The organism is Pseudomonas cavernicola (assembly GCF_003596405.1).
GTDB classification, from domain to species: Bacteria; Pseudomonadota; Gammaproteobacteria; order Pseudomonadales; family Pseudomonadaceae; genus Aquipseudomonas; species Aquipseudomonas cavernicola.
This window is the reverse complement of record NZ_QYUR01000006.1, coordinates 811,467-832,517: the sequence shown is the minus strand read 5'-3', so window position 1 is coordinate 832,517 and position 21,051 is coordinate 811,467. Positions and strand designations below refer to the sequence as shown.

18 protein-coding genes and 1 tRNA gene are annotated in these 21,051 nt (G+C 60.1%); 9 read left to right on the top strand and 10 right to left on the bottom strand.

Features of this window, described 5'->3' with window-relative positions:
• The first annotated feature begins 422 nt into the window (after positions 1–422).
• The 3 genes from sbcD to D3879_RS20020 all read left to right on the top strand — a co-directional run bounded on the left by sbcD (position 423) and on the right by D3879_RS20020 (position 5,874).
• Complete coding sequence (sbcD, locus tag D3879_RS20030; RefSeq protein WP_119955993.1) at positions 423–1,643, top strand: exonuclease subunit SbcD; 1,221 nt, start codon at positions 423–425, stop codon at positions 1,641–1,643.
• Positions 1,640–5,110 carry an SbcC/MukB-like Walker B domain-containing protein gene (locus tag D3879_RS20025; protein ID WP_119955992.1) on the top strand — a complete coding sequence of 1,157 codons (3,471 nt, stop codon included), beginning with the start codon at positions 1,640–1,642 and terminating at the stop codon, positions 5,108–5,110. The genes sbcD and D3879_RS20025 overlap by 4 nt, the downstream gene beginning before the upstream one ends.
• A 119-nt stretch (positions 5,111–5,229) precedes the next feature.
• Positions 5,230–5,874, top strand: a complete 645-nt coding sequence (locus D3879_RS20020) for a glutathione S-transferase (RefSeq protein ID WP_177412461.1) — start codon at positions 5,230–5,232, stop codon at positions 5,872–5,874.
• Positions 5,875–5,888: 14 nt separating this feature from the next.
• Here the strand turns inward: D3879_RS20020 and rlmF are convergent, their stop codons facing one another.
• The 7 genes from rlmF to D3879_RS19985 form a co-directional block, all read right to left on the bottom strand.
• Positions 5,889–6,908 carry a 23S rRNA (adenine(1618)-N(6))-methyltransferase RlmF gene (gene rlmF, locus D3879_RS20015; RefSeq protein ID WP_119955991.1) on the bottom strand — a complete coding sequence of 340 codons (1,020 nt, stop codon included), beginning with the start codon at positions 6,906–6,908 and terminating at the stop codon, positions 5,889–5,891.
• An 82-nt stretch (positions 6,909–6,990) separates the two neighbouring features.
• On the bottom strand, positions 6,991–7,551 hold the full coding sequence (locus D3879_RS20010) for a VTT domain-containing protein (RefSeq protein ID WP_218567847.1): 561 nt from the start codon (positions 7,549–7,551) through the stop codon (positions 6,991–6,993).
• 114 nt (positions 7,552–7,665) lie between these two features.
• Positions 7,666–7,959 (bottom strand): winged helix-turn-helix domain-containing protein, encoded by a 294-nt coding sequence (locus D3879_RS20005; protein WP_119955989.1) that lies wholly within the window; start codon positions 7,957–7,959, stop codon positions 7,666–7,668.
• A 191-nt stretch (positions 7,960–8,150) separates the two neighbouring features.
• A complete protein-coding gene (locus D3879_RS20000; protein WP_119955988.1) occupies positions 8,151–11,000 on the bottom strand; it encodes a valine--tRNA ligase in 2,850 nt (949 codons plus the stop codon).
• A 229-nt stretch (positions 11,001–11,229) separates the two neighbouring features.
• Complete coding sequence (locus D3879_RS19995) at positions 11,230–11,664, bottom strand: DNA polymerase III subunit chi (RefSeq protein ID WP_119955987.1); 435 nt, start codon at positions 11,662–11,664, stop codon at positions 11,230–11,232.
• Between the two features lie 9 nt (positions 11,665–11,673).
• Positions 11,674–12,093 carry a DNA polymerase III subunit chi gene (locus D3879_RS19990; RefSeq protein ID WP_119955986.1) on the bottom strand — a complete coding sequence of 140 codons (420 nt, stop codon included), beginning with the start codon at positions 12,091–12,093 and terminating at the stop codon, positions 11,674–11,676.
• A 106-nt stretch (positions 12,094–12,199) separates the two neighbouring features.
• Positions 12,200–13,687 carry a leucyl aminopeptidase gene (locus D3879_RS19985; protein WP_119955985.1) on the bottom strand — a complete coding sequence of 496 codons (1,488 nt, stop codon included), beginning with the start codon at positions 13,685–13,687 and terminating at the stop codon, positions 12,200–12,202.
• 140 nt (positions 13,688–13,827) lie between these two features.
• Here D3879_RS19985 and lptF point away from each other — a divergent pair, with 140 nt between their 5' ends.
• The 5 genes from lptF to D3879_RS19960 all read left to right on the top strand — a co-directional run bounded on the left by lptF (position 13,828) and on the right by D3879_RS19960 (position 18,144).
• Positions 13,828–14,949 (top strand): LPS export ABC transporter permease LptF, encoded by a 1,122-nt coding sequence (gene lptF / locus D3879_RS19980; RefSeq protein WP_119955984.1) that lies wholly within the window; start codon positions 13,828–13,830, stop codon positions 14,947–14,949.
• On the top strand, positions 14,942–16,003 hold the full coding sequence (gene lptG, locus D3879_RS19975) for an LPS export ABC transporter permease LptG (protein WP_119955983.1): 1,062 nt from the start codon (positions 14,942–14,944) through the stop codon (positions 16,001–16,003). The genes lptF and lptG overlap by 8 nt, the downstream gene beginning before the upstream one ends.
• A 183-nt stretch (positions 16,004–16,186) precedes the next feature.
• Positions 16,187–16,369: a hypothetical protein gene (locus D3879_RS19970; protein ID WP_119955982.1), complete on the top strand. Its 183-nt coding sequence runs from the start codon at positions 16,187–16,189 to the stop codon at positions 16,367–16,369.
• Between the two features lie 35 nt (positions 16,370–16,404).
• The gene (locus D3879_RS19965) at positions 16,405–17,202 is read left to right on the top strand and encodes a helix-turn-helix transcriptional regulator (RefSeq protein WP_119955981.1); all 798 of its coding nucleotides are present in this window, start codon (positions 16,405–16,407) and stop codon (positions 17,200–17,202) included.
• Positions 17,203–17,472: 270 nt separating this feature from the next.
• Complete coding sequence (locus D3879_RS19960; protein ID WP_119955980.1) at positions 17,473–18,144, top strand: hypothetical protein; 672 nt, start codon at positions 17,473–17,475, stop codon at positions 18,142–18,144.
• 434 nt (positions 18,145–18,578) lie between these two features.
• On the opposite strand, the gene D3879_RS19955 is transcribed toward D3879_RS19960, so the two are convergent.
• The 3 genes from D3879_RS19955 to D3879_RS19945 all read right to left on the bottom strand — a co-directional run bounded on the left by D3879_RS19955 (position 18,579) and on the right by D3879_RS19945 (position 19,816).
• Positions 18,579–19,076 carry an RDD family protein gene (locus tag D3879_RS19955; RefSeq protein ID WP_119955979.1) on the bottom strand — a complete coding sequence of 166 codons (498 nt, stop codon included), beginning with the start codon at positions 19,074–19,076 and terminating at the stop codon, positions 18,579–18,581.
• A 115-nt stretch (positions 19,077–19,191) separates the two neighbouring features.
• The gene (locus D3879_RS19950) at positions 19,192–19,404 is read right to left on the bottom strand and encodes a cold-shock protein (protein WP_119955978.1); all 213 of its coding nucleotides are present in this window, start codon (positions 19,402–19,404) and stop codon (positions 19,192–19,194) included.
• A 327-nt stretch (positions 19,405–19,731) separates the two neighbouring features.
• Positions 19,732–19,816, bottom strand: a tRNA-Leu gene (locus D3879_RS19945).
• Between the two features lie 109 nt (positions 19,817–19,925).
• Between D3879_RS19945 and queA the strand changes: the two genes are divergently transcribed.
• Positions 19,926–20,969, top strand: a complete 1,044-nt coding sequence (gene queA / locus D3879_RS19940; protein WP_119955977.1) for a tRNA preQ1(34) S-adenosylmethionine ribosyltransferase-isomerase QueA — start codon at positions 19,926–19,928, stop codon at positions 20,967–20,969.
• The last annotated feature ends 82 nt before the right edge of the window (positions 20,970–21,051 follow it).

The window sequence follows — 21,051 nt, the reverse complement described above, 5'->3', positions numbered from 1 at the left end:
ATGTCCTATCGGCGTTTTTCAACTGTCTGTATAGCGTAACCAGTGCGAATTGCCCGTTCACTTAAGGACAGCTCGCAGGCGTGGGTTGGTGCTGAGCGCAGCGATGCCCAACATGGAGTCGCCAGCGGCTCCCAATGCTCGGTCTCGAACTTGATTGAATTCCCGCCTGGGGCGGGAATTCAATGAACGAACGGCGTCCCACCCAAAAGCCCGGCCGTGTAGGCCGGTTGTTGGGCATTGCTTTCGGCTCAGCACCAACCTACCTTGCGCTCCCCTGATAGCTTTACGCCGCCCCGTAGGTTGGCGCTGAGCGCCGCGATGCCCAACATGGAGTCGCCCCGCGACTCCCTTTGCACTGTCTCGAAGTAGATGACATGGTTGCAGGCATTTCTATCCCGCTTCCGCACAAGTGATTTTCCGGCATGCGCATTCTGCACACCTCCGACTGGCACCTTGGCCAGCATTTCATGGGTAAAACTCGCCAGGCCGAGCATCAGGCGTTTATCGCCTGGTTGATCGAGCAGTGCTCAGTTCATTGCGTAGATGCGTTGATCATTGCCGGCGATATCTTCGATACCGGTGCGCCGCCGAGCTATGCCCGTGAGTTGTACAATGACCTTATCGTCGCCCTGCGCGCCAGCAGCACGGAGTTGGTGGTGCTCGGCGGCAACCATGACTCGGTGGCGATGCTCGGCGAGAGCAAAAGCCTCTTGGCCCACCTCAATACCCGAGTGATTCCCGGCGTCAGTGAGCAGCTGGAGGAACAACTGCTGGTGCTGCACACGCGTGATGGCCAGCCGGGCGCGCTCCTCTGTGGCATCCCGTTTATCCGCCCGCGCGACGTGCTGCAAAGCCAGGCGGGGCAGAGCGCACAGGACAAACAACTGTCGCTGCAGGAAGCGATTCACCAGCATTACCAGAAACTCTACGCACTGGCCGAAGCCAAGCGCGACGAACTGGGCGGCGAGTTGCCAATCATCGCCACCGGCCATCTGACCACCGTCGGCGCCAGTGCCAGCGAGTCGGTGCGGGAGATCTACGTCGGCGCGTTGGAGGCCTTCCCCACTAGTGCTTTTCCGCCGGCGGCCTATATCGCCCTCGGGCATATTCACCGGCCGCAAAAGGTCGGTGGGCTGGAGCATATCCGCTACTGCGGCTCGCCGATTCCGCTGAGCTTCGATGAGGCCAAGCAGACCAAGGAAGTGCTGCTGGTGGAGTTCGATGGCCGCGGTTTGCAGAGCATCACAGCGCTGCCGGTGCCACGTTTTCAGCCGTTGTTGTCGGTGCGCGGTTCGTTGAGCGAACTGCAAAGCGCCATCGCCGAGGCGGCTAAACAAGGCCGGCCGGAGCAACCGGTCTGGCTGGAAGTGCTGGTCAGTGCCGATGATTACCTGAGTGATCTGCAGGTACGCATTCAGACGCTTACCGAAGGTTTGCCGGTCGAAGTGCTGCGCATCCGCCGCGAGCGCGGCAACGCCCAAGCCAGTTTGCAGGTCAGCGCCAAAGAGACCTTGGACGAGCTGAGTACCGATGACGTATTCGCTCAGCGGTTAAGCAGTGAGGCGCTGGACGAGGCCCTGCAAACCCGCTTGCAGGGGTTGTACCGCCAGGTGGTCGGCGAGTTGCAGGAGGGCAAGGCATGAAAATCCTCAGCCTGCGCTTGAAGAACCTCAACTCGCTGAAAGGCGAATGGAAGATCGACTTCAACGCCGAACCCTTCAAGGACAACGGCCTGTTCGCTATCACCGGGCCGACCGGGGCCGGCAAAACCACGTTGCTCGATGCCATCTGCCTGGCGCTGTACCACCGCACGCCGCGCATGAGCACGTTGTCGGCAAGCAGCAACGAGCTGATGACCCGGCACACCGCCGATTGCCTGGCGGAGGTCGAGTTCGAGGTTAAAGGCCTGCGTTACCGCGCTTTCTGGAGCCAGCGCCGCGCCCGCGACAAGAGTGACGGTGCCCTGCAAGCGCCGAAGGTCGAACTGGCTCGCATTGACGCAGAGAGCGGCGAAGGCAGCATTCTCACCGACAAGATCAACGAAAAATACCGCCTGACCGAAAGCCTCACCGGGCTGGATTTCGAGCGTTTCACCAAATCCATGTTGCTGGCCCAGGGCGGTTTCGCCGCCTTCCTCGAAGCCAACGCCAATCAACGCGCCGAGCTGCTGGAGGAGCTGACCGGCACCGACATCTACGGGCAGATTTCCCAGCGGGTGTTCGAGCAGACCCGTGAGGTCAAAGCCGTGTTGGATCAGCTGCGCGCCAGGGCCGAAGGCGTCGAGCTGCTGACGCTCGAGCAACGGCAAAACCTGGAAGCCGAAGCGCTTGAGCTGATCACCCAGGAAGCGGCCCTGGTCACCCAGCAACGCCAGTTGCAGGCGCAGCGCCAGTGGCGCGACGACCTGGCCAAGGCCGAAAGCCAGCAGCACGCTGCGCACAGCAACGAACAGCAAGCCTGGCAGGCGCTGAACGAGGCCCGGCCACAACTCGAGCAATTGGCCGCCAGCGAGCCAGCGGCAAAACTGCAACCCAGCCATGCCGCCTGGCAGCGCGCGCAGCAGACCGTGACCCAGATCGAACAAGCACTGGCGCAGACCAATACGGCGCAGCAGCAGGCCGTCCGGCAAGTCAGTCAGAGCCTCTGGCAGGCCAGCCAGTTGAGCCGACAGATCGCCCAGGCGCGGCAAGGGGCGCTGGCTCAACTGAGTCAGCAGCGCCAACAGCTCGAAGCAGCACTCGCCGAGCATCCCCAGCGCAGCCAACTGGGCGAACAACTGGGCGCCTGGCGCAGCCAGTTCGCCGCGCGGCAGCAACTGGGCGATGAACTCAACGCCCAGTTGCACAAACAAACGCAAGGGCTACGCGAAGCCGAAGCGCTAAGCGGCCAGTTGCAGGCGCAAGCCCTCGTGTTGGCCAGCGCACAGTCGGGCCTGGCCAGTGCGCGCAACAGCGAAGCCGAGCAGCAGGTGGGGCTGGAACACCTGTTGGCCGGTGAGGTGGACGGTAGGGGTGCGCCGGAAGCCAAAACCGAAGCCGCCCTGCGTGAGCAGTGGCAGGCGTTGCTCGGTCAGGGCCATGGGTTGGAGCGGCTGGAGCAGATCGCTCAGGTCCGCCAACAGCTCGCGCAACAAGCCGCGCAATTGCAAAAAACACTGGCCGAGCAGCGCCGCCAGCAGGCGGATAAAGAGCTGGAGCTGGGCACCTTGCGCGGCCAGTACAAAGACCTGCAACAGCAGGTTCGCGATAAGGAAACACTGCTGAAACAGGAGCAGCGCATCCAGGCGCTGGAGGTCTACCGAGCCCAACTGCAGCCGGAAGAAGCCTGCCCGCTGTGCGGCTCGCTCGAACACCCGGCGGTCACGGCGTACCAGGCACTGGACGTCTCCGACACGCAAAAGGCCCTGGACGCGAAGACGGCCGAGCTTGAAACCGTGCGGGACAAGGGCGAAACCCTGAAGGGCGAATTCGCCACCCTGGTCGAGCGCATCGAACAGCAACGCCAGCAACTGGAACGCTGTGAACAGGAGCGCCAGCAACAGGCCGAGCGTTGGCAGCAGCAGTGCCAGACCCTGGGCATTGAGCTTGCCGATGCTCAGGTTCTGGCTGCGCATAAGCAGCAACACGCAGCCCGGCTCGGCAGCATTCAGCAACGCCTTAGTCAGCTGGATACGCTCAAAGCCGCACTGGAAAGCGCCCGCTCCGCACGCCAGCAGAGTGAAAATGCCTGCAACGAGGCCGAGCAAAAACAGGCGTTATTGCACAAGGACCAGCAGAACAACCAAAGCCAGCAAGCCGATACCGCCACGCGCCTGCAACAGCTTCAGCAACAGCACACCGAGCAGGAGGCTGCGCTGAGTAGCGCCCTGGTCGCGATGGGTTACAGCTTGCCCGCAGACGGTGCCAGTTGGCTGCACCAGCGTGATCAGGAATGGCAGGCCTGGCAGCAGCAACAGCAGCAACGTCAACAACTCGAAGCCGCGCAACGCGATCTTGAACATTCGCTGAATGCCGCGCGTGAGCAGGAAGCTGTCTGGCAGCACCGCTGGGACGAATTGGATCTGGCTGAGCTGCCAGCGCTTGAGCCATCCTCCGAGGCGCAAAGCCAACTGCCTCAGGTAGAGGCGTTGTACAGCGCGGCGCAGAAACAGGCCAGTGAACTGATCGGTAAGCAGCAGACCCTCAATGAGCAACTGGGCCAGGCGCGGCTCAACCTCGAAAGCCAGTTGCAAGCCTGGAGCAACGCCCTGGCGCAAAGCCCCTTCGCCGACGAGCAAAGCTTCCGCGCCGCTCTGCTGACGGATGAACAGCAGGCCGCTCTGCATAGCCTCAAGACCCGCCTGGAAAAAGCCCTGACCGAAGCCCAGGCGCTCAAAGCCTCGAGCGAGCAGGCTTTGACGCAATTGCAGGCCACGCCGCAAACCGAACTCAGTTGCGAGCAGTTGGATGAGCGGCTGCTAAGCCTGAATAGCGCGATCAAAACCCTGACCCAACGCCAGGGTGAAATCCGCGCTCAGCTGCAAGGCGATGAAGCGCGGCGGCAGGGCCAGCAGGCGCTGTTCAGCGAGATCAGCGCCAAAGAGGGCGAGTACGACCTCTGGCAGCACCTCAACAGCCTGATTGGCTCAGCCGACGGCGCCAAGTACCGTAAATTCGCCCAGGGCCTGACCCTCGATCACCTGGTTTATCTGGCCAACCAGCAACTGCAACGCCTGCATGGGCGTTACCAGTTGGCGCGCAGAAGCAGCGGTGAGTTGGAACTGGAAGTGCTCGACACCTGGCAAGGCGACGTGGCGCGCGACTGCAAAACCCTTTCCGGCGGCGAGAGCTTCCTGGTCAGCCTGGCGCTGGCGTTGGCCCTCTCCGATCTGGTCAGCCATAAAACCTCCATCGACTCGCTGTTCCTCGATGAAGGCTTCGGCACCCTGGACGGCGAAACCCTGGAAGTCGCCCTCGACGCCTTGGATGCGTTGAACGCCAGCGGCAAGATGATCGGCATAATCAGCCATGTCGAGGCGCTGAAGGAACGCATTCCGGTGCAGCTCAAGGTGCACAAGGCGGTGGGGATGGGCTATAGCTCGCTTGATCGGCGCTTCGCGGTCGCCGGCTAGTTGATCGCTCCCACGCTCCGCGTGGGAGCGCAGCCCTCGACGCTCTAGCGTCGACCCTCATCGCGGTCTAACACTTAGCTCTTTCGAACTCACAACCCGCACACCGAGCGTACCGAAGCATGCCACTGCCGATTCTTTATTCATTCCGCCGCTGCCCCTATGCCATGCGAGCCAGGATGGCCTTGCTCTATGCCGGCTGCCGGGTCGAGTTGCGTGAGGTCAGTTTAAAAAGCAAACCGGCAGAGATGCTGGCCCGCTCAGCCAAAGGCACGGTGCCGGTGTTGATAACCAGCGCGGGCACGGTGCTCGAAGAAAGTCTGGAGATCATGCACTGGGCGCTGGCCAACAATGACCCGGATAACTGGCTGTTATCGAATGTGCCAGCGGGTTATGAACAGGCAATTGAGCTGATTCAGGAAAATGATCAGGTCTTCAAAAAACATCTGGATCGCTACAAGTACGCCGTGCGCCATCCAGAGCACTCGCTCGAGCATTACCGTGCGCAGGGCGAAGAGTTTCTCGCGCTGCTGGAAGGCCGGCTGACTGACCAACCTTACTTGCTGGGTCATCAACTGAGTCTGGCGGATATCGCCATCGCGCCCTTCATCCGCCAGTTCTCCCAAGTGGATAGCGCCTGGTTCGAGCAAAGCCCCTACCCACAGTTGCGGCGCTGGCTGGATGAGTTTCTGCAGTCGGCTTTATTTACCTCAGCCATGCGCAAGTACTCGCTCTGGCAGCCCGGTGAGGCGCCCACATTAATGTGAGCGCCCTACTGAAATTACGGTAAGTCCTGGCTAGCCGCAGCCCAACGTGCTTTGCGCCAGGCGCGGCGCTGATTCTTGTCGAGAAAGGTCCAGGCGATGAAGCGGCTTTGCTTCTGCCCCTGAGCCATGTCGACCACGCGAATATCGGTGGCGCCCAGGGTCTTCAAGGTGGTCTGCATGGCCGGCAGGTTGCTGGCCTTGGAGACCAATGTGCTGAACCAGAAGACTTGTTGGGCGAAATCTGCGCTTTCTTCGGCCATCCGCGCGATGAAGGCGGCTTCCCCACCTTCGCAATGCAGTTCAGCACCCTGACCACCGAAGTTCAGCTCTGGCAGCTTGCGGCTCGGGTCGAGCTTGCCGAGGTTCTTCCATTTGCGTTGGCTGCCGCGCCGGGCTTCGTCCAGCGAGGCGTGGAAGGGGGGGTTGCACAGGGTGACATCGAAGCGCTCATCGGCCCCGATCAGACCCTGGAAGATATGTCCCGCGTCGGTTTGGCGGCGCAGTTCGATGGCCTCTGTCAGCGGCGGATTGGCTTTCAGGATGGCCGCGGCCGAGGCCAGCGAGACGGCGTCGATATCTGCGCCGACGAAGCGCCAGCCGTAATCGTGCTGGCCAATCAGCGGGTAGATGCAGTTGGCGCCCACGCCGATGTCCAGCACATGCAGGGCTGGGCCGCGAGGGATCACGCCATCATGGCTGACGCCAAGCAGGTCGGCCAGATAGTGCAGGTAATCGGCGCGACCGGGGATCGGCGGGCACAGATACGCATCGGGAATATCCCAGCCACGAATGCCGTAGAACTGTTGCAGCAAGGCGCGATTGAAAACCTTCACCGCCGCCGGATTGGCGAAGTCGATACTCTCTTTGCCGTATGGGTTGATGATCACGAATGCGCCCAGCTCCGGGCTGCTTTTGATCAACTGCGGGAAGTCATAACGGCCCTGATGTCGATTGCGCGGGTGCAGGCTGGGTTTTTCGACCGGCGCGGCGCTGGTGTTCTTCGCGGGATGCTTGCCTTGGTGCTTATTTCGCATGACAACCTGATTGGTGGGCTGAGCCCGTTCATGTGCAATTGGGTGGCCGCGTTACGTCGGCCATGCTGAGTTCAACGGCCTGCTAAACCGCAAGCAGCGTTTTAGCCAAATAATCGAAAAACAGGCAGTACAGGAAGATCGGCAAGGGTAACCCGAGCAGGGTGCCGAGCAAGTACTGGTGAAACTTCACGCCGGAGAGGGCGAGAGCGTAATTCAGCGGCGGCACCGTTTGAAACAGCACGCGCAGCAAGACGATGCTGGTAACCGGGTGGGCGTCGAGCTGGCTCAGGATTCTATTCGCGAAGCGGTTGTTCAGCTCGCGCAAGGCGTCGCCACCCATCCAGCGAATAGTGAAGAAGGTGACGATGCAGGAGAACGTCGCCGCCACGTAGGTCGCCAGCCCACCCCAGGTACGGCCGAAGGCCAGCACGGCAGCGGCGAGGAAGATCCAGCCAGGCAGTTGGATCAGATTACCCAGGGCGAATAGCAGGATGAAAATGAGTAGCCCGCTGAGTTTGTTTTCCAGCAACTGCTCGCGCAAAAACTGCAGGCTGAAATGTTCGCGCAGGCCGGAAAGCTGGAACACGGCGAGTAGCACTGCGAGAAACAGCAGCACCATGAGCAGTCGCTTGTATTTGTGCACGGTTTTGCTCTCGCCAATGAGCTCTCGGGGGAACGCAGGTTTTGCATTAAGGGCCGAACAAGTCACCCGCGGTATTACTTTGCGTGCAGAAGTGAAGCAGTGTTTGGATGCCTGTCAGGGGTATTCAAGAACCGCTTTGATCTGTTTCAGGTTAGCTTTGATCCAGCATTTATCGATGGCGCCCCAGTCGCGGATCACATAGCGCCCGGTATGATTGCGTGCTCCGTCCTGCTGTTCGAACACGCAGTCGATATCCAGGTCGGCCAATGCGCTGATGGTGTCCTGGGCTGTGCGCCGGGGCATACCGGTGGCGTCCATCAGCGCGGGTACGCTGGCCACGTCGGTGTCGATCAGATAGGCCACATAGAGGCGGCGGTAGAAGCTGGTTTTGGTTTTGCTGACGTCCATCTAGGCTCCTCATATGCGCCAGGTCAGGCGGGTAGGGTGGATGACGCTTCATCCTTCCACCAGGCTGTGCCATTGGTGACCGGATGATGACCCGGAATCGGTGGACAGGTGAAGCGTTGTCCCCCTACGAGTTGTGCCGTCGATAAAGCACAAGGCCCGCATGCTGCGGGCCTTGTGCTGAGGCTCAATGCTTACAGGCTGGCGATACGTTTGCGTTGCTCATTGAACTTGCTGACGGCCTGTTCGGCCTCGGCGAGTTTGGCGCGCTCCTTGGCGATCACTTCCGGCGGCGCCTTGTCGACGAAGCTGGCGTTGTTCAACTTGCCACCGACGCGCTGTACCTCCTGGCTCAGGCGCTGGATTTCCTTGTCCAGTCGGGCCAGCTCGGCGTCTTTGTCGATCAGCCCAGCCATCGGCACCAACACGTGCATCTCGCCCACCAGGGCGGTGGCGGACATCGGTGCTTCGTCGCCGTGCGCCAGTACGGTGACGGACTCCAGCTTGGCCAGCTTGTTCAGCAGTGGCTCATTTGCGCTCAGGCGGCGCTGGTCTTCGGCGCTGACATTGCTCAATACCACGTTGATGCGCTTGGCCATGGAGATGTTCATCTCGCCTCGGATCTGCCGCAGGCCGAGCATCAGCGCCTTCACCCACTCGATATCACCTTCGGCGGCGGCATCGATGCGCGATTCGTTGGCCACCGGCCAAGGCTGCAGCATGATGGTTTCACCGCAAGCGCCGGCCTGCGCCTTGATGCGCTGCCAGATTTCTTCGGTGATGAACGGCATGAACGGGTGCGCCAGGCGCAGTACGACTTCCAGCACGCGGATCAGCGTGCGGCGGGTGCCACGTTGGCGCTCGATAGGCGCGCTTTCGTCCCACAGCACCGGCTTGACCAGCTCCAGATACCAGGCGCAGTACTCGTCCCAGATGAACTCATAGAGTGCCTGCGCGGCCAGGTCGAAGCGGAACTGCTCGAGCTGACGGGTCACTTCGGCTTCGGTGCGCTGCAGCTGGGAGATGATCCAGCGGTCGACCGAGGACAGCTCGACCGCTTCTCCGTTCACGCCGCAGTCCTGGTTGTCGGTGTTCTCCAGTACGAAGTTGGCGGCGTTCCACAACTTGTTGCAGAAGTTGCGATACCCCTCGACGCGGCCCATATCGAACTTGATGTCGCGGCCGGTGGAAGCCAGCGAGCAGAAAGTGAAGCGCAAGGCGTCGGTGCCGTAGCTGGCAATGCCTTCGGGGAATTCCTGGCGAGTTTGCTTGGCGATCTTTTCGGCCAGCTTGGGCTGCATCATGCCGATGGTGCGTTTCTCCACCAGGGTTTCCAGTTCGATGCCGTCGACGATGTCCAGCGGGTCGAGGACGTTGCCCTTGGACTTGGACATCTTGTGCCCCAGGGAGTCGCGCACCAAACCATGCACATACACGGTCTTGAATGGCACCTGCGGGCTGCCGTTGTCGTTCTTCACCAGATGCATGGTGAGCATGATCATCCGCGCGACCCAGAAGAAGATGATGTCGAAGCCGGTGACCAGCACGTCGGTCGGGTGGAAAGTCTTGAGGAATTCAGTCTGTTCCGGCCAGCCGAGGGTGGAGAAGGTCCACAGGCCCGAGCTGAACCAGGTGTCGAGGACGTCGTCGTCCTGGCGTAGCGGGATGTCGCCCAAGTTGTGTTTGCTGCGCACCTCCGCTTCGTCGCGGCCGACGTAGACATTCCCGGCTTCGTCGTACCAAGCCGGAATGCGGTGGCCCCACCAGAGCTGGCGGCTGATGCACCAGTCCTGGATGTCGCGCATCCAGGAGAAGTACATATTCTCGTACTGCTTGGGCACGAACTGGATGCGGCCATCTTCCACGGCGGCAATCGCCGGCTCGGCCAGCGGTTTGGTGGAGACGTACCACTGGTCGGTCAGCCACGGCTCGATCACGGTGCCGGAGCGGTCGCCTTTCGGCACTTTAAGTGCGTGGTCGTCGACCTTTTCCAGCAGGCCTAGGGCTTCGAAAGCGGCGACGATCTGCTTGCGCGCGTCGAAACGGTCGAGCCTGGCGTATTCGTGCGGCAGGCTGGCATCCACTTCGTCGTTGACGCTGCCGTCCAGGTTGAACACCTGGGCGCTCGCCAGGATGGCGGCGTTCTTGTCCAGCACGTTGATCAGCGGCAGGTTGTGGCGCTTGCCGACTTCGTAGTCATTGAAGTCGTGGGCCGGGGTGATCTTCACGCAGCCGGTGCCGAACTCGGGGTCGCAGTAGTCGTCGGCGATGATCGGAATGCGCCGACCCACCAGTGGCAGCTCGATGAACTTGCCGATCAGCGCCTGGTAGCGCTGGTCGTCCGGGTGCACGGCGACGGCGGCGTCACCGAGCATGGTTTCCGGGCGGGTGGTGGCGACTATCAGGTAGTCCTGGCCTTCGGCGGTCTTGGCGCCATCGGCCAGCGGATAGCGCAGGTTCCACAGGTGGCCCTTCTCGTCGTGGTTTTCCACTTCGAGGTCGGAAATCGCGGTGTGCAGCTTGGTGTCCCAGTTGACCAGGCGCTTGCCACGGTAGATCAGGCCGTCTTCGTGCAGGCGCACGAAGGCTTCCTTGACCGCTTCGGAGAGGCCATCGTCCATGGTGAAGCGCTCGCGCGACCAGTCCACGGAGGAGCCGAGACGACGAATCTGCCGGGTGATGGTGCCGCCGGACTGCTCCTTCCACTCCCAGACTTTCTCCAAGAATTTCTCACGGCCGAGGTCGTGGCGGCTGATCTCCTGGGCGGCCAGTTGGCGCTCCACCACCATCTGCGTGGCGATGCCCGCGTGGTCGGTGCCCGGCTGCCATAGGGTGTTGCGGCCCTGCATGCGGCGGAAGCGGATCAGCGCGTCCATGATGGCGTTGTTGAAGCCATGACCCATGTGCAGACTGCCGGTGACGTTCGGCGGCGGAATCATGATGGTGTAAGAGTCGCCGGCGCCTTGCGGGGCGAAATAGTTCTTCGATTCCCAGGTTTCATACCAGGAGGTTTCAATGGCGTGCGGCTGGTAGGTCTTGTCCATGCGGGGCGGGACCCTATTGGCGGCTAATCGGAAAGCCGACAAGTATAACGGGGATGGCGTTCGGGGCGTAAGGCGGATAACGCGTGGCGTTATCCGTAGCGACGGCTGGCCTGGCAGGCAAACCGGGAGGAGTCCATATATGGATAACGCTCTGTTTATCCACCAGCTCTTGGTGGGTCGGCTGAATGTCTTGCACGGTGGAAAAATCGCGGGGCTATATTTTCTTGCCCTACGGCTTGCGCGGGGGCAGCAGGCGGGTCAGGCGCGCTTCCAGGCGGCGTTTGAGCTCGGCTTCTATCTGCGGTACGAAGTCGTCGATGACATCCTGCAGGATCAACTGTGCGGCGGCGCGCAGTTCGTTGTCCAGGCGCAGCAGTTCGCTGGAGCGGTTGCCAAGAACTGCCTGTTGCACGCTCTCAGCCAGCGTTGTCGGCCGTGGTGCAGGGGCGATTGGTGCGCTGGGAGGCGGCGCAGTCGGGCTGACCGGCGGTGCTGGCGGTTCACCTGGCGAGACGATATCGGATAACAGTGGAATCTCGCCTAGCTCGATGGAGTCGGTGAGCAGCGGTGGTTCCAGGCTTTCATCGCCCGCCAGAAATTCGCGGATCGACTCGAGGTCATCCAGCAAGTGGGTGGGCTTTTGCGGTGGTTTTGGCGTGTCCATGGGGTAAGGCTACAGTTCGACTCGTTGCGGGTCATAGCCCCGCTGACGATAGGTACGGAAATTCTCGCGCGAGCTGTGCAGTTGCTCGGGCTCTTGATTGACGATTTCGATCACTCGGCTGAAACGTTCGATGAACGGCGAAAGGCTCGGGTCGAGGTTGATCAGCAGGCCCTGCTGCGCGGCCGGCTCATCATTAAGCCCCAGCACGACGGGCGCCAGTGGGTCATCCCGATACAGGCTATGTGGCACAAAGGTTTCCGCCTTGAAGCGCCAGAGCAGTTCGTCGACCTCTGCGCATTGGGCCTCGTCGGCGCAGCGCAGGAAGACCGGCATGCCATGGCGCCAGGCCTTGCTAGCCAACTGGCAGGCGGCGCGCAGACGATCCGCCGAGCTGGTCGAGGATAAGACGTAGAATTCAACGCGGGTCATGGTCTGTCGGGCGTTCCTGAAACAATGCGATTGCCTGGCGGTGGGTAACGCCGCCAGGCGGCTAACCCACCCTACATTCTCGCAACGCTTTGAGAGCCAAAAAACATTATTTGACCCGATCCAGCAAATACTGGGTCAGTAGCGGAACCGGGCGGCCAGTCGCGCCTTTTTCCTTGCCGCCACTGACCCAGGCGGTGCCGGCGATATCCAGATGCGCCCAGTGGTACTTTTTGGTGAAGCGCGAGAGGAAGCAGCCAGCAGTGATGGTGCCGGCTTTCGGCCCGCCGATATTGGCGATGTCGGCGAAGGGGCTGTCCAGCTGTTCCTGATATTCGTCGAACAACGGCAGTTGCCAGGCGCGGTCGTCGGCGGTTTGGCCGGCTTTGAGCAGCTGCTGGATCAAGGCATCGTTATTGCCCATCAGGCCCGAGGTATTGCTACCCAGCGCAACGATGCAGGCACCGGTGAGGGTGGCGATGTCGATTACCGCTTGCGGCTTGAAGCGCTCGGCGTAGGTCAGGGTGTCGCACAGCACCAGGCGGCCTTCGGCGTCGGTGTTGAGGATTTCCACGGTCTGCCCGCTCATGGTGGTGACGATGTCACCCGGGCGGGTGGCGCCGCCGCTCGGCATGTTCTCGGCGCAGGCCAGCAGGCCGACGACATTGATGGGCAACTGCAGTTCGAGCACGGCCTTGAAGGTGCCGAGTACGCTGGCAGCACCGCACATGTCGTACTTCATCTCGTCCATGCTGGCGGCCGGCTTGATGCTGATGCCGCCGGTGTCGAAGGTGATGCCTTTGCCGACTAGGGCGAAGGGCTTGTCGTCCTTCTTGCCGCCCTGGTAGTTGAGCACGATCAGCCGGGGTGGCTGTTCGCTGCCCTGGGCTACCGCGAGGAATGCCCCCATGCCCAGTTCTTTGAGCTTCTTCTCGTCGAACACTTCGACTTTGAGGTTCTTGTGCGCCTTGGCCAGGGCCTTGGACTCTTCGGCCAGGTGGCTCGGGTGGCAGAGGTTTGGCGGCAGGTTGCCGAGGTCGCGGGTGAAGGCCATGCCGGCAGCGATCGCCTGGGCCTGGGTTGCGCCGCGCTCGACGTCAGCCTGAGAGGCTTTCTCGGTCAGTAGGGTCAGCTTCTTCAGGGCGAGGGCTTCGCTTTTCTGGCTTTTAAAGCGTTCGAAGGCATATTCGCCATCGGCCAGGGTTTCCACCAGCAAGCGGGTTTTCGCGTAAGCGTCGCGGCCTTTGACTTTCAGCTCATCGAGGGCGAGTACCGCGTCATTACCGCCTAGGTTTTTCAAAACACCTTGCACGGCGGTGATCAATTTGCGCAATTGGCGGTCAGAGAGTTCACTTTCCTTGCCGGCGCCGACCAGCAGTACGCGCTCGGCCTTGAGATTGGGCAGGCTGTGCAGGAGTAGCGTTTGGCCAAGCTTGCCGGCCAGGTCGCCGCGTTTGAGCAGGGTCGTGAGGGCGCCGTCGCTGGCGCTGTCCACGGCCTTGGCGGCTTCACTGAGCTTGCGGCCTTCGCCGATGGCGACGACCAGGGTGGCGGTTTTCAGAGATTCTGGGCGTGCGCTTTTGACAACAAATTCCATGGCGAGGTGTCCCCAAGACAACAGGTCGGTATTGCAGGATAATGCCGCGTATTTTTTCGGTGGTCCGCCTCAGGCGGGCCGGCAACAGGCAGCTAGTTTGAGCTTAGCCGCCTGAGCCTGACAACCCTGGAGTGTCTGGTTTGATCGTCTTCCGTTATCTGTCTCGCGAGGTGCTGGTGACCTTGAGCGCGGTGAGTGCCGTGCTCTTAGTGATCATCATGAGTGGGCGCTTCATCAAATACCTGGCTCAGGCCGCGCAAGGGGCTCTAGATCCGGGCGTGTTGTTCCTGATCATGGGCTTCCGGCTGCCAGGCTTCCTGCAGTTGATCCTGCCGCTGGGCTTGTTTCTCGGTATTTTGCTGGCTTACGGTCGGCTCTATCTCGACAGTGAAATGACAGTGCTGTCGGCGACCGGCATGAGCCAGCAGCGCCTGCTGGCCTACAGCTTGGCGCCGGCGACGCTGGTTGCGCTGTTGGTGGCCTGGTTGAGCCTGGGCTTGGCACCGCAAGGGGTGACTCAGGTGGCGCGGATCCTCAATGAGCAGGATGCCCTGACCGAGTTCGACACGCTGGTGCCTGGGCGCTTCCAGGCGATGAAGAGTGGTTCGCGGGTCACCTATACCCAGGACATGTCGAACGATCGCAGTGAGCTGGGCGGTATCTTCATCTCGGAAAAGCGTCTTTCCACAGCGGGTGACAAGGAGCGCGGCATCACAGTACTGGTCGCGCAGAAGGGGCGCCAGGAGATCCAGGCCGATGGCAGTCGTTACCTGATTCTGGAAAAAGGCTACCGCTATGATGGAAATCCCGGTCAGGCCGACTACCGGGCGATTCAGTACGACACCTACGGCGTCTTGCTGCTCAAGCCACAGGTCAGTAGTGAGATCAGTGAGCGCGAGGCGGTTCCTACGGGCGAGCTGATTGGCAGCGATAATCCGAAGTACCAGGCAGAGTTGCAGTGGCGTCTCTCGCTTCCGTTGCTGGTCTTTATCGTTACCTTGTTGGCGGTGCCGCTGTCCCGGGCCAATCCGCGTCAAGGTCGCTTCCTTAAACTGCTGCCGGCGATTCTTCTTTATATGGCTTACCTGTCCCTGTTGATCGCCGCGCGCGGTGCGCTGGACAAGGGCAAGATTCCTATGGGCCTAGGGCTCTGGTGGGTGCATGGGGTGTTCTTGTTGATTGGTCTTGCGCTGCTGTATTGGGAGCCGTTGCGTCTGAAGTGGGCGGGTCGTCGTGCTGCGCAGGAGCTGGCTCATGGTTAGGTTGGATCGCTACATCGGCACTAATGTGTTCTTCGCGATTCTCGCGGTGCTGGGCATCATCGTCGGCTTGGCCATGCTGTTTTCCTTTATTGACGAGCTGCCTGATATCGAGGGTGGTTATGGTTTGTCTGATGTCGCGTGGTATGTGCTGCTGACGGCGCCGCGTAAGGTTTACGACATGTTGCCAATGGCGGCCTTGATTGGTTGCTTGATTGGTCTTGGCAATCTGGCGAGCAATAGCGAACTGACCATCATGCGGGCGGCAGGTGTCTCGGTCGGGCGAATCGTCTGGGCGGTGATGAAGCCGATGCTGGTGTTGATGCTGGTGGGCATCCTGATCGGTGAATATCTGGCGCCCTGGAGTGAGAATTTGGGGCAGGCCAGTCGCTCCATGGCGCAAGGTGGAGGGGCGGCGCAGAGTGCGAAGCGCGGTCTGTGGCATCGCCAAGGTGATGAGTTTGTGCATATCAACGCGGTGCAGCCGAATGGCGTGCTCTACGGGGTGACACGCTACCGGTTTGACGATCAGCGGCATTTGCTGTCGTCCAGCTTCTCTAAGCGCGCCCTGTATCAGGGCGATCATTGGCAGTTGGAAGATGTGGCGACCACGCATTTCCGTGAGCGCCAGACCGAAGTGGTCGAGTCGCCCAGTGAGCGCTGGGATGTCGAGTTGAGCCCGCAACTGCTCGGCACCGTGGTGCTGGAGCCAGAGGCGTTATCGGTCACCGGGTTGTGGCGTTACATCCACTATCTGGCGGAGCAAGGGCTGAACAACGGCCGTTACTGGCTGGCCTTCTGGACCAAGGTGCTGCAACCCGTGGTGACCGCAACGCTAGTGTTGATGGCGATTTCCTTCATCTTTGGCCCGCTGCGTTCGGTAACCCTCGGGCAGCGGGTGTTCACTGGTGTGCTGGTCGGCTTTGTGTTCCGTATCGCACAGGATCTTTTGGGGCCTTCGAGCTTGGTATTTGGCTTCCCGCCGTTGCTGGCGATACTGATCCCGAGCGCGATCTGCGGTCTGGCGGGTATTTGGATGCTGCGCCGCGCGGGTTGATTGGCTCTGATGTAAAAAAGCCGGCTAGATGCCGGCGTTCCAATCATCCACTGGCATCCGCCTTCCTCCGTATGATTTCTTCGCGAGCCATTAAATACGGGGTCTCTAGAAAATAATCTTCCGCTGGAATCCAGAGCGTCCATCATCCCCGCTCAGTGATGGTATGGGCTGGGAGATTCTTATATGAGCAAGCTGTCTGCTGTGAAGGTCAGCCATCTGCTGAAGTCGGGCGTTAAAGGGCTCGCGAACGACGGTCACGGGCTGTATTTCAAGGTCACTGCGGGCAGCAAGGGCAGTTGGATATCCGTCGCTTCGGCAGGCATTCCTGCTGATGGGCGGCGTCGTCGCGCTGTTCAACTACAATAGTTGCCCTAACAACAAGAGCGACAGGAGGCAAAGTGATGAATTTGCCGTGTCTCGTCTGGACAGACCTTCGCACCAGCAGGATAGAACACAGTTCGGTGAGTGACTTGGACGCGCATTTTCGCATCCAGCACGTCGTTGAGATGGCTGCCATACCTCAGAGTATCGACCAGACATCACCGCTGTTGGCATGCTTTGAGTACGATTACCCTAACCTAGCGGCCCTGAAGGCGTTACGCTCGACCAAACAGGCCCACCCTTCCTTGCCTATCCTGATGCTCACGGTCCATCACTCGGAGGCGCTGGCTGTCTGGGCGTTTCGCACCCGGGTCTGGGACTATCTGGTAAAACCGGTATCAGCTGAAGAACTCTGGAGTCGGATCGAGCCACTTCTGTCGGTTTTGCCATTAGGTCGCGACGGTGGGCGGGAAATCGCGATGCCCGCGCCGCCCATCCCATTGGAGAGCCGCTTCGGCATCCCTGATCTTGCCCAGCAGGAGGCTCAATGCGCCGTGACCTATGTAGAACTTCACTATGGAGAGCCGCTTCGGCTGCAAGATGTTGCCAGCTTCTGCAACATGGGCATCTACGAGTTCAGCCGGGCCTTTAAGCATGCCTATGGCCTAACCTTCGGCGAATATCTCTGCCAATACAGGCTTCAGCGTGCCTTGGAGCTGTTGAGCAACCCTCATGCCATGATCTCCGAGGTAGCCTGCGCCGTCGGCTTCCCTAACGCATCTCATTTCACCCGGATGTTTCACCAACGTATCGGTGTCACACCATCCCAATATCGACTGAATCCCTCCAGTTGGCATAACTCCGCAAAAAACGCATAGCGTTCTGCAAGATGTGCACAGCAGTCAGCTTTTGTAGCGCCTAGAGTTACCAACGGGTCCATCAGGCCGACAATCGCGGGCACGAACTCCCACCAGCGGCGGTTAGGGTGTGCGACAAGGCTTGGTGTTGACCATCGACCGATCTGTGCATGCGAGCGTTCAAGCATTCCAAGCGGTGTTTAGCTCGCACAGGGCGAGGGCAGAAGCCATTGCACGGCGGACAGAAACGGATGAAGACGTTATTTCTCATTCTTGCGAAGGAGAAAAACCATGTTTCCTCAATGGTTAAAGATCTACTCACTTCCGTTTGCAATCAGCATGGCCGGCGTGGGGCTCTATACAAGCCCGGCAAGCGCTGGCGTATGTGAGTTGGCAGACGCCAATCGGGATACCGGCTGGTCGATAACGTTTGATGACGCCCAAGTGAGCAATTGTGTCTTTACCGGCAATCCCGGAGAGGGGCGCAACAAGGGCACGCTTAGCCTGACGCTGAAGATCGCCGACCGAACGCCCATCTCCATTCAGTTTGTGGAGGAGGTCGCGGCAACCGTGGACAGTTTTGGTCTGCGCATCACCTGGGACCTGACACTGGACAACCAATTTCAATTGCTGAGAGGAATCAGGGGCCGGGCACTCGACCCCAGTGACGAGCTCGACGAAGACCAGAACGAGTTTGTGGCAGACGCGCACCCTGGATTTGCGCATTTTCACCAGGATGCAACTTTCAACCCAGGCCCGTTCGCGGGAGCCGCGGACTGTGACTGCGAATCCAGACACGATTTCAAGGTCAGGGTCGAGCAAGGCGCGTTTGCCGCCGGTACGTCCGGCACCGTTACGGGCATTGGCGTCCATCAGATTGAGGAGCAGGGTCAGCAGAGAAACTTTACGGTCAGAGTCGAGCCTTTGCGCGCAGAGGTACCAGAGGTAGAGGAAGCAATGTGAAGGGGGCTCGATCCTCCAGCGCCTATCCAGAGGCTGAACTGCCAGGAAGGCTTGCCCGTACCGAGTATCACGGAAGGCGGGGCGGACTATCTATATTGGATCGGTCGTTTTGATCCGGTCGAGTGGTTCGCTGACAGTGCCGTTTTTGCAGCCATCTAGAATGTATGGGCTGAGGTATGGGTTGGAGATGTCTGGGTTGCAGAGATCCCACAGCACTGGGTTTTCAGGCATAAAAAAGCCGGCTAGATCGGCCGTGTGAAAACTATTTGAGCGCCATGCGTTGATCAATTAATGATCAAGTCCGGCGCTCCCTCACTCTTTCTGAGCAAGTCAGCTCGGAAAACTTCTGAGGATTACGCGTAGCGACGCGAACCTCAGGACTGGGCTGGAGTTTTCACACGGCCGGTAGATGCCGGCTGTGTAGGGGGCTGTTTTTACTTTTTCTGCGAGTTCTTTGGTAGTTGCACGAGGCGGGAGTCGGAATAAATGTCATGCCAGCTACGTTTTTGCTTGTCCCAGAGTATCCAGAAGAAACCCAGGCCCAGGCACAGCCAGGAGGCGATGGCGACGATGAAGCGTAGTAGTGCCTGCCACAGGGTAATCGCAGTGCCGTCGGCATTTTGCACACGAACCCCCCAAACCTGCATGCCCAGCGTCTGGCCGGAGTGAGTCCAGAACTTACTGAAAAAGCCGAACAGGCTGAAAAGCAGCAGGGTGGAAAGAATCGGGTCGCCGTTGAGGGCGCCGCTGTCGGCCATTTCTCTTAGGCGCTCTACGCCGAAGATCATTCTCAAGACAATCTGCTGGTAGGCCAGGGTCACTACCATTAACAGCGCCACGCAGAGTAGCGAGTCGTAAAACATTGCCGCCAGGCGGCGTGGTAGGCCGGCAATGGGGAAGTCGCCTTGTGGGCGTAGCTGATGTTTCGGCATGGCGGGCTCGCTGCGAAAGGAGGTGCGCGATTCTACGGGCTCAGACTGGCAAAAAGCCTGGGCACAAAAAAGCCCCTGATGTTGCGATCAGAGGCTCTTTCGTTCAGGCGGAGGCTTAGGCCAGGACTTGAACCTGGTCAGCCTGCAGGCCTTTTTGACCTTGTACCGCAACGAAGCTAACGCGCTGGCCTTCTTTCAGGCTCTTGAAGCCGTTACCTTCGATAGCGCGGAAGTGTACGAACAGATCCGGACCGCTTTCTGGGGTGATAAAACCAAAACCTTTCTCGTCGTTAAACCACTTGACGGTACCGTTTTGACGATTCGACATATCTTATTTCCTTGGAACTAGAGTTGATGACAGCCTCTAACAATAGAGGGCTGGACTGGTTGCAGAGAGTAAGAGAAGTCGGGCGGGATGTAGCAAATCTAAGGATCTACTGCACCAGGTCACGATTCAAAGCGACCCATGCAAACACAGTGGGAGCACTCTACGCTAACTTCAGGATGGAAAACAACCCCGAAAACGGCGAGTTTTGAGCGTGGTTTTGCACCGCTTTCCGCTGCTTTCGAGCCGATTCGGCGAGGGCAAAACTGCATTGATGATGGGGTGTTGCGGGTCTGACCAGCGACTGTAAAAAAGTCGCTGCGAGATGAATGGTGCCCCGGGGGAGACTCGAACTCCCACTCTGTGAAGAAACGGATTTTGAATCCGCCGCGTCTACCGATTCCGCCACCGGGGCACATTGGGCGCGCAGTATAGGGAGAGGTTTGCCCTTGGTCAATCGTGTTGCGTGGTCAAATTGAGGTATTTCCGTTAAACTTCGCGGCCCTGCAAAATGACCCCTCATCATGCGTGTTGCCGATTTTAACTTCGAGCTGCCTGAGTCCCTGATTGCTCGTCACCCGCTGGCCGAGCGCCATGCCAGCCGGCTGCTGACCCTCGATGGCGAGACTGGGGCACTGGCTCACCGTCAATTTACCGATCTGCTGGAACATCTGCGTCCTGGCGATTTGATGGTGTTCAACAATACCCGAGTGATTCCCGCACGACTGTTTGGCCAGAAGGCCTCAGGCGGCAAGCTGGAAGTGCTGATTGAACGGGTGCTCGATACGCGACGGGTGTTAGCGCATGTGCGCTCGAGTAAATCCCCCAAGCCAGGCTCGCTGATTTTGCTCGATGGCGGCGCCGAGGCAGAGATGCTGGCGCGGCATGATGCGTTGTTCGAACTGCGTTTCAGTGAGGATGTATTGCCGCTGCTGGAGCGCGTCGGCCATATGCCTTTACCTCCTTATATAGATCGTCCGGACGACGCGGCGGATCGTGAGCGCTATCAGACCGTGTATGCCGAGCGCGCCGGGGCTGTCGCTGCGCCTACGGCCGGGCTGCATTTCGATCAGGCGTTGCTGGCGGCGATTCGCGATAAGGGCGTAGAGACAGCCTTTGTTACGTTGCATGTCGGCGCGGGCACCTTTCAGCCGGTGCGGGTCGAGCGTATCGAAGACCATCACATGCACAACGAATGGCTGGAGGTGGGCCAGGATGTGGTGGATGCGGTCGCTGCGTGCCGTCAGCGCGGCGGGCGGGTGATTGCCGTGGGCACGACCAGTGTGCGCTCGCTGGAAAGCGCGGCTCGGGACGGCCAGCTCAGGCCTTTCCGTGGCGATACGGATATTTTTATCTACCCCGGGCGGCCCTTTCATGTGGTCGATGCCCTGGTCACCAACTTCCATCTGCCCGAATCCACTCTGTTGATGTTGGTCTCGGCGTTTGCGGGTTACCCGGAAACCATGGCGGCCTATGCGGCGGCCGTGGCGCACGGCTACCGCTTCTTCAGTTACGGTGATGCGATGTTCATTACCCGCAATCCCGCACCGCGCGGACCCGAGGGTTAGAACCTATCTATTAATAGATCCTGCCTGCGACGGAGGCCATTTTTCCGCAGGGCCAGGAAGGAGGAGAGAAGTTTGGTCATTC

What these genes read in the sequence shown, in the direction of transcription:
- lptG (WP_119955983.1), top strand. Translation starts at nt 14,942, where the DNA reads ATGGTTAGGTTGGATCGCTACATCGGCACTAATGTGTTCTTCGCGATT.
- D3879_RS19960 (WP_119955980.1), top strand. Translation starts at nt 17,473, where the DNA reads ATGTTTCCTCAATGGTTAAAGATCTACTCACTTCCGTTTGCAATCAGC.
- D3879_RS19990 (WP_119955986.1), bottom strand. Translation starts at nt 12,093, where the DNA reads ATGACCCGCGTTGAATTCTACGTCTTATCCTCGACCAGCTCGGCGGAT.
- D3879_RS19955 (WP_119955979.1), bottom strand. Translation starts at nt 19,076, where the DNA reads ATGCCGAAACATCAGCTACGCCCACAAGGCGACTTCCCCATTGCCGGC.
- D3879_RS20020 (WP_177412461.1), top strand. Translation starts at nt 5,230, where the DNA reads ATGCCACTGCCGATTCTTTATTCATTCCGCCGCTGCCCCTATGCCATG.
- queA (WP_119955977.1), top strand. Translation starts at nt 19,926, where the DNA reads ATGCGTGTTGCCGATTTTAACTTCGAGCTGCCTGAGTCCCTGATTGCT.
- rlmF (WP_119955991.1), bottom strand. Translation starts at nt 6,908, where the DNA reads ATGCGAAATAAGCACCAAGGCAAGCATCCCGCGAAGAACACCAGCGCC.
- D3879_RS20025 (WP_119955992.1), top strand. Translation starts at nt 1,640, where the DNA reads ATGAAAATCCTCAGCCTGCGCTTGAAGAACCTCAACTCGCTGAAAGGC.
- sbcD (WP_119955993.1), top strand. Translation starts at nt 423, where the DNA reads ATGCGCATTCTGCACACCTCCGACTGGCACCTTGGCCAGCATTTCATG.
- D3879_RS19950 (WP_119955978.1), bottom strand. Translation starts at nt 19,404, where the DNA reads ATGTCGAATCGTCAAAACGGTACCGTCAAGTGGTTTAACGACGAGAAA.
- D3879_RS19965 (WP_119955981.1), top strand. Translation starts at nt 16,405, where the DNA reads ATGAATTTGCCGTGTCTCGTCTGGACAGACCTTCGCACCAGCAGGATA.
- D3879_RS20000 (WP_119955988.1), bottom strand. Translation starts at nt 11,000, where the DNA reads ATGGACAAGACCTACCAGCCGCACGCCATTGAAACCTCCTGGTATGAA.
- D3879_RS20005 (WP_119955989.1), bottom strand. Translation starts at nt 7,959, where the DNA reads ATGGACGTCAGCAAAACCAAAACCAGCTTCTACCGCCGCCTCTATGTG.
- D3879_RS19995 (WP_119955987.1), bottom strand. Translation starts at nt 11,664, where the DNA reads ATGGACACGCCAAAACCACCGCAAAAGCCCACCCACTTGCTGGATGAC.
- D3879_RS19970 (WP_119955982.1), top strand. Translation starts at nt 16,187, where the DNA reads ATGAGCAAGCTGTCTGCTGTGAAGGTCAGCCATCTGCTGAAGTCGGGC.
- D3879_RS19985 (WP_119955985.1), bottom strand. Translation starts at nt 13,687, where the DNA reads ATGGAATTTGTTGTCAAAAGCGCACGCCCAGAATCTCTGAAAACCGCC.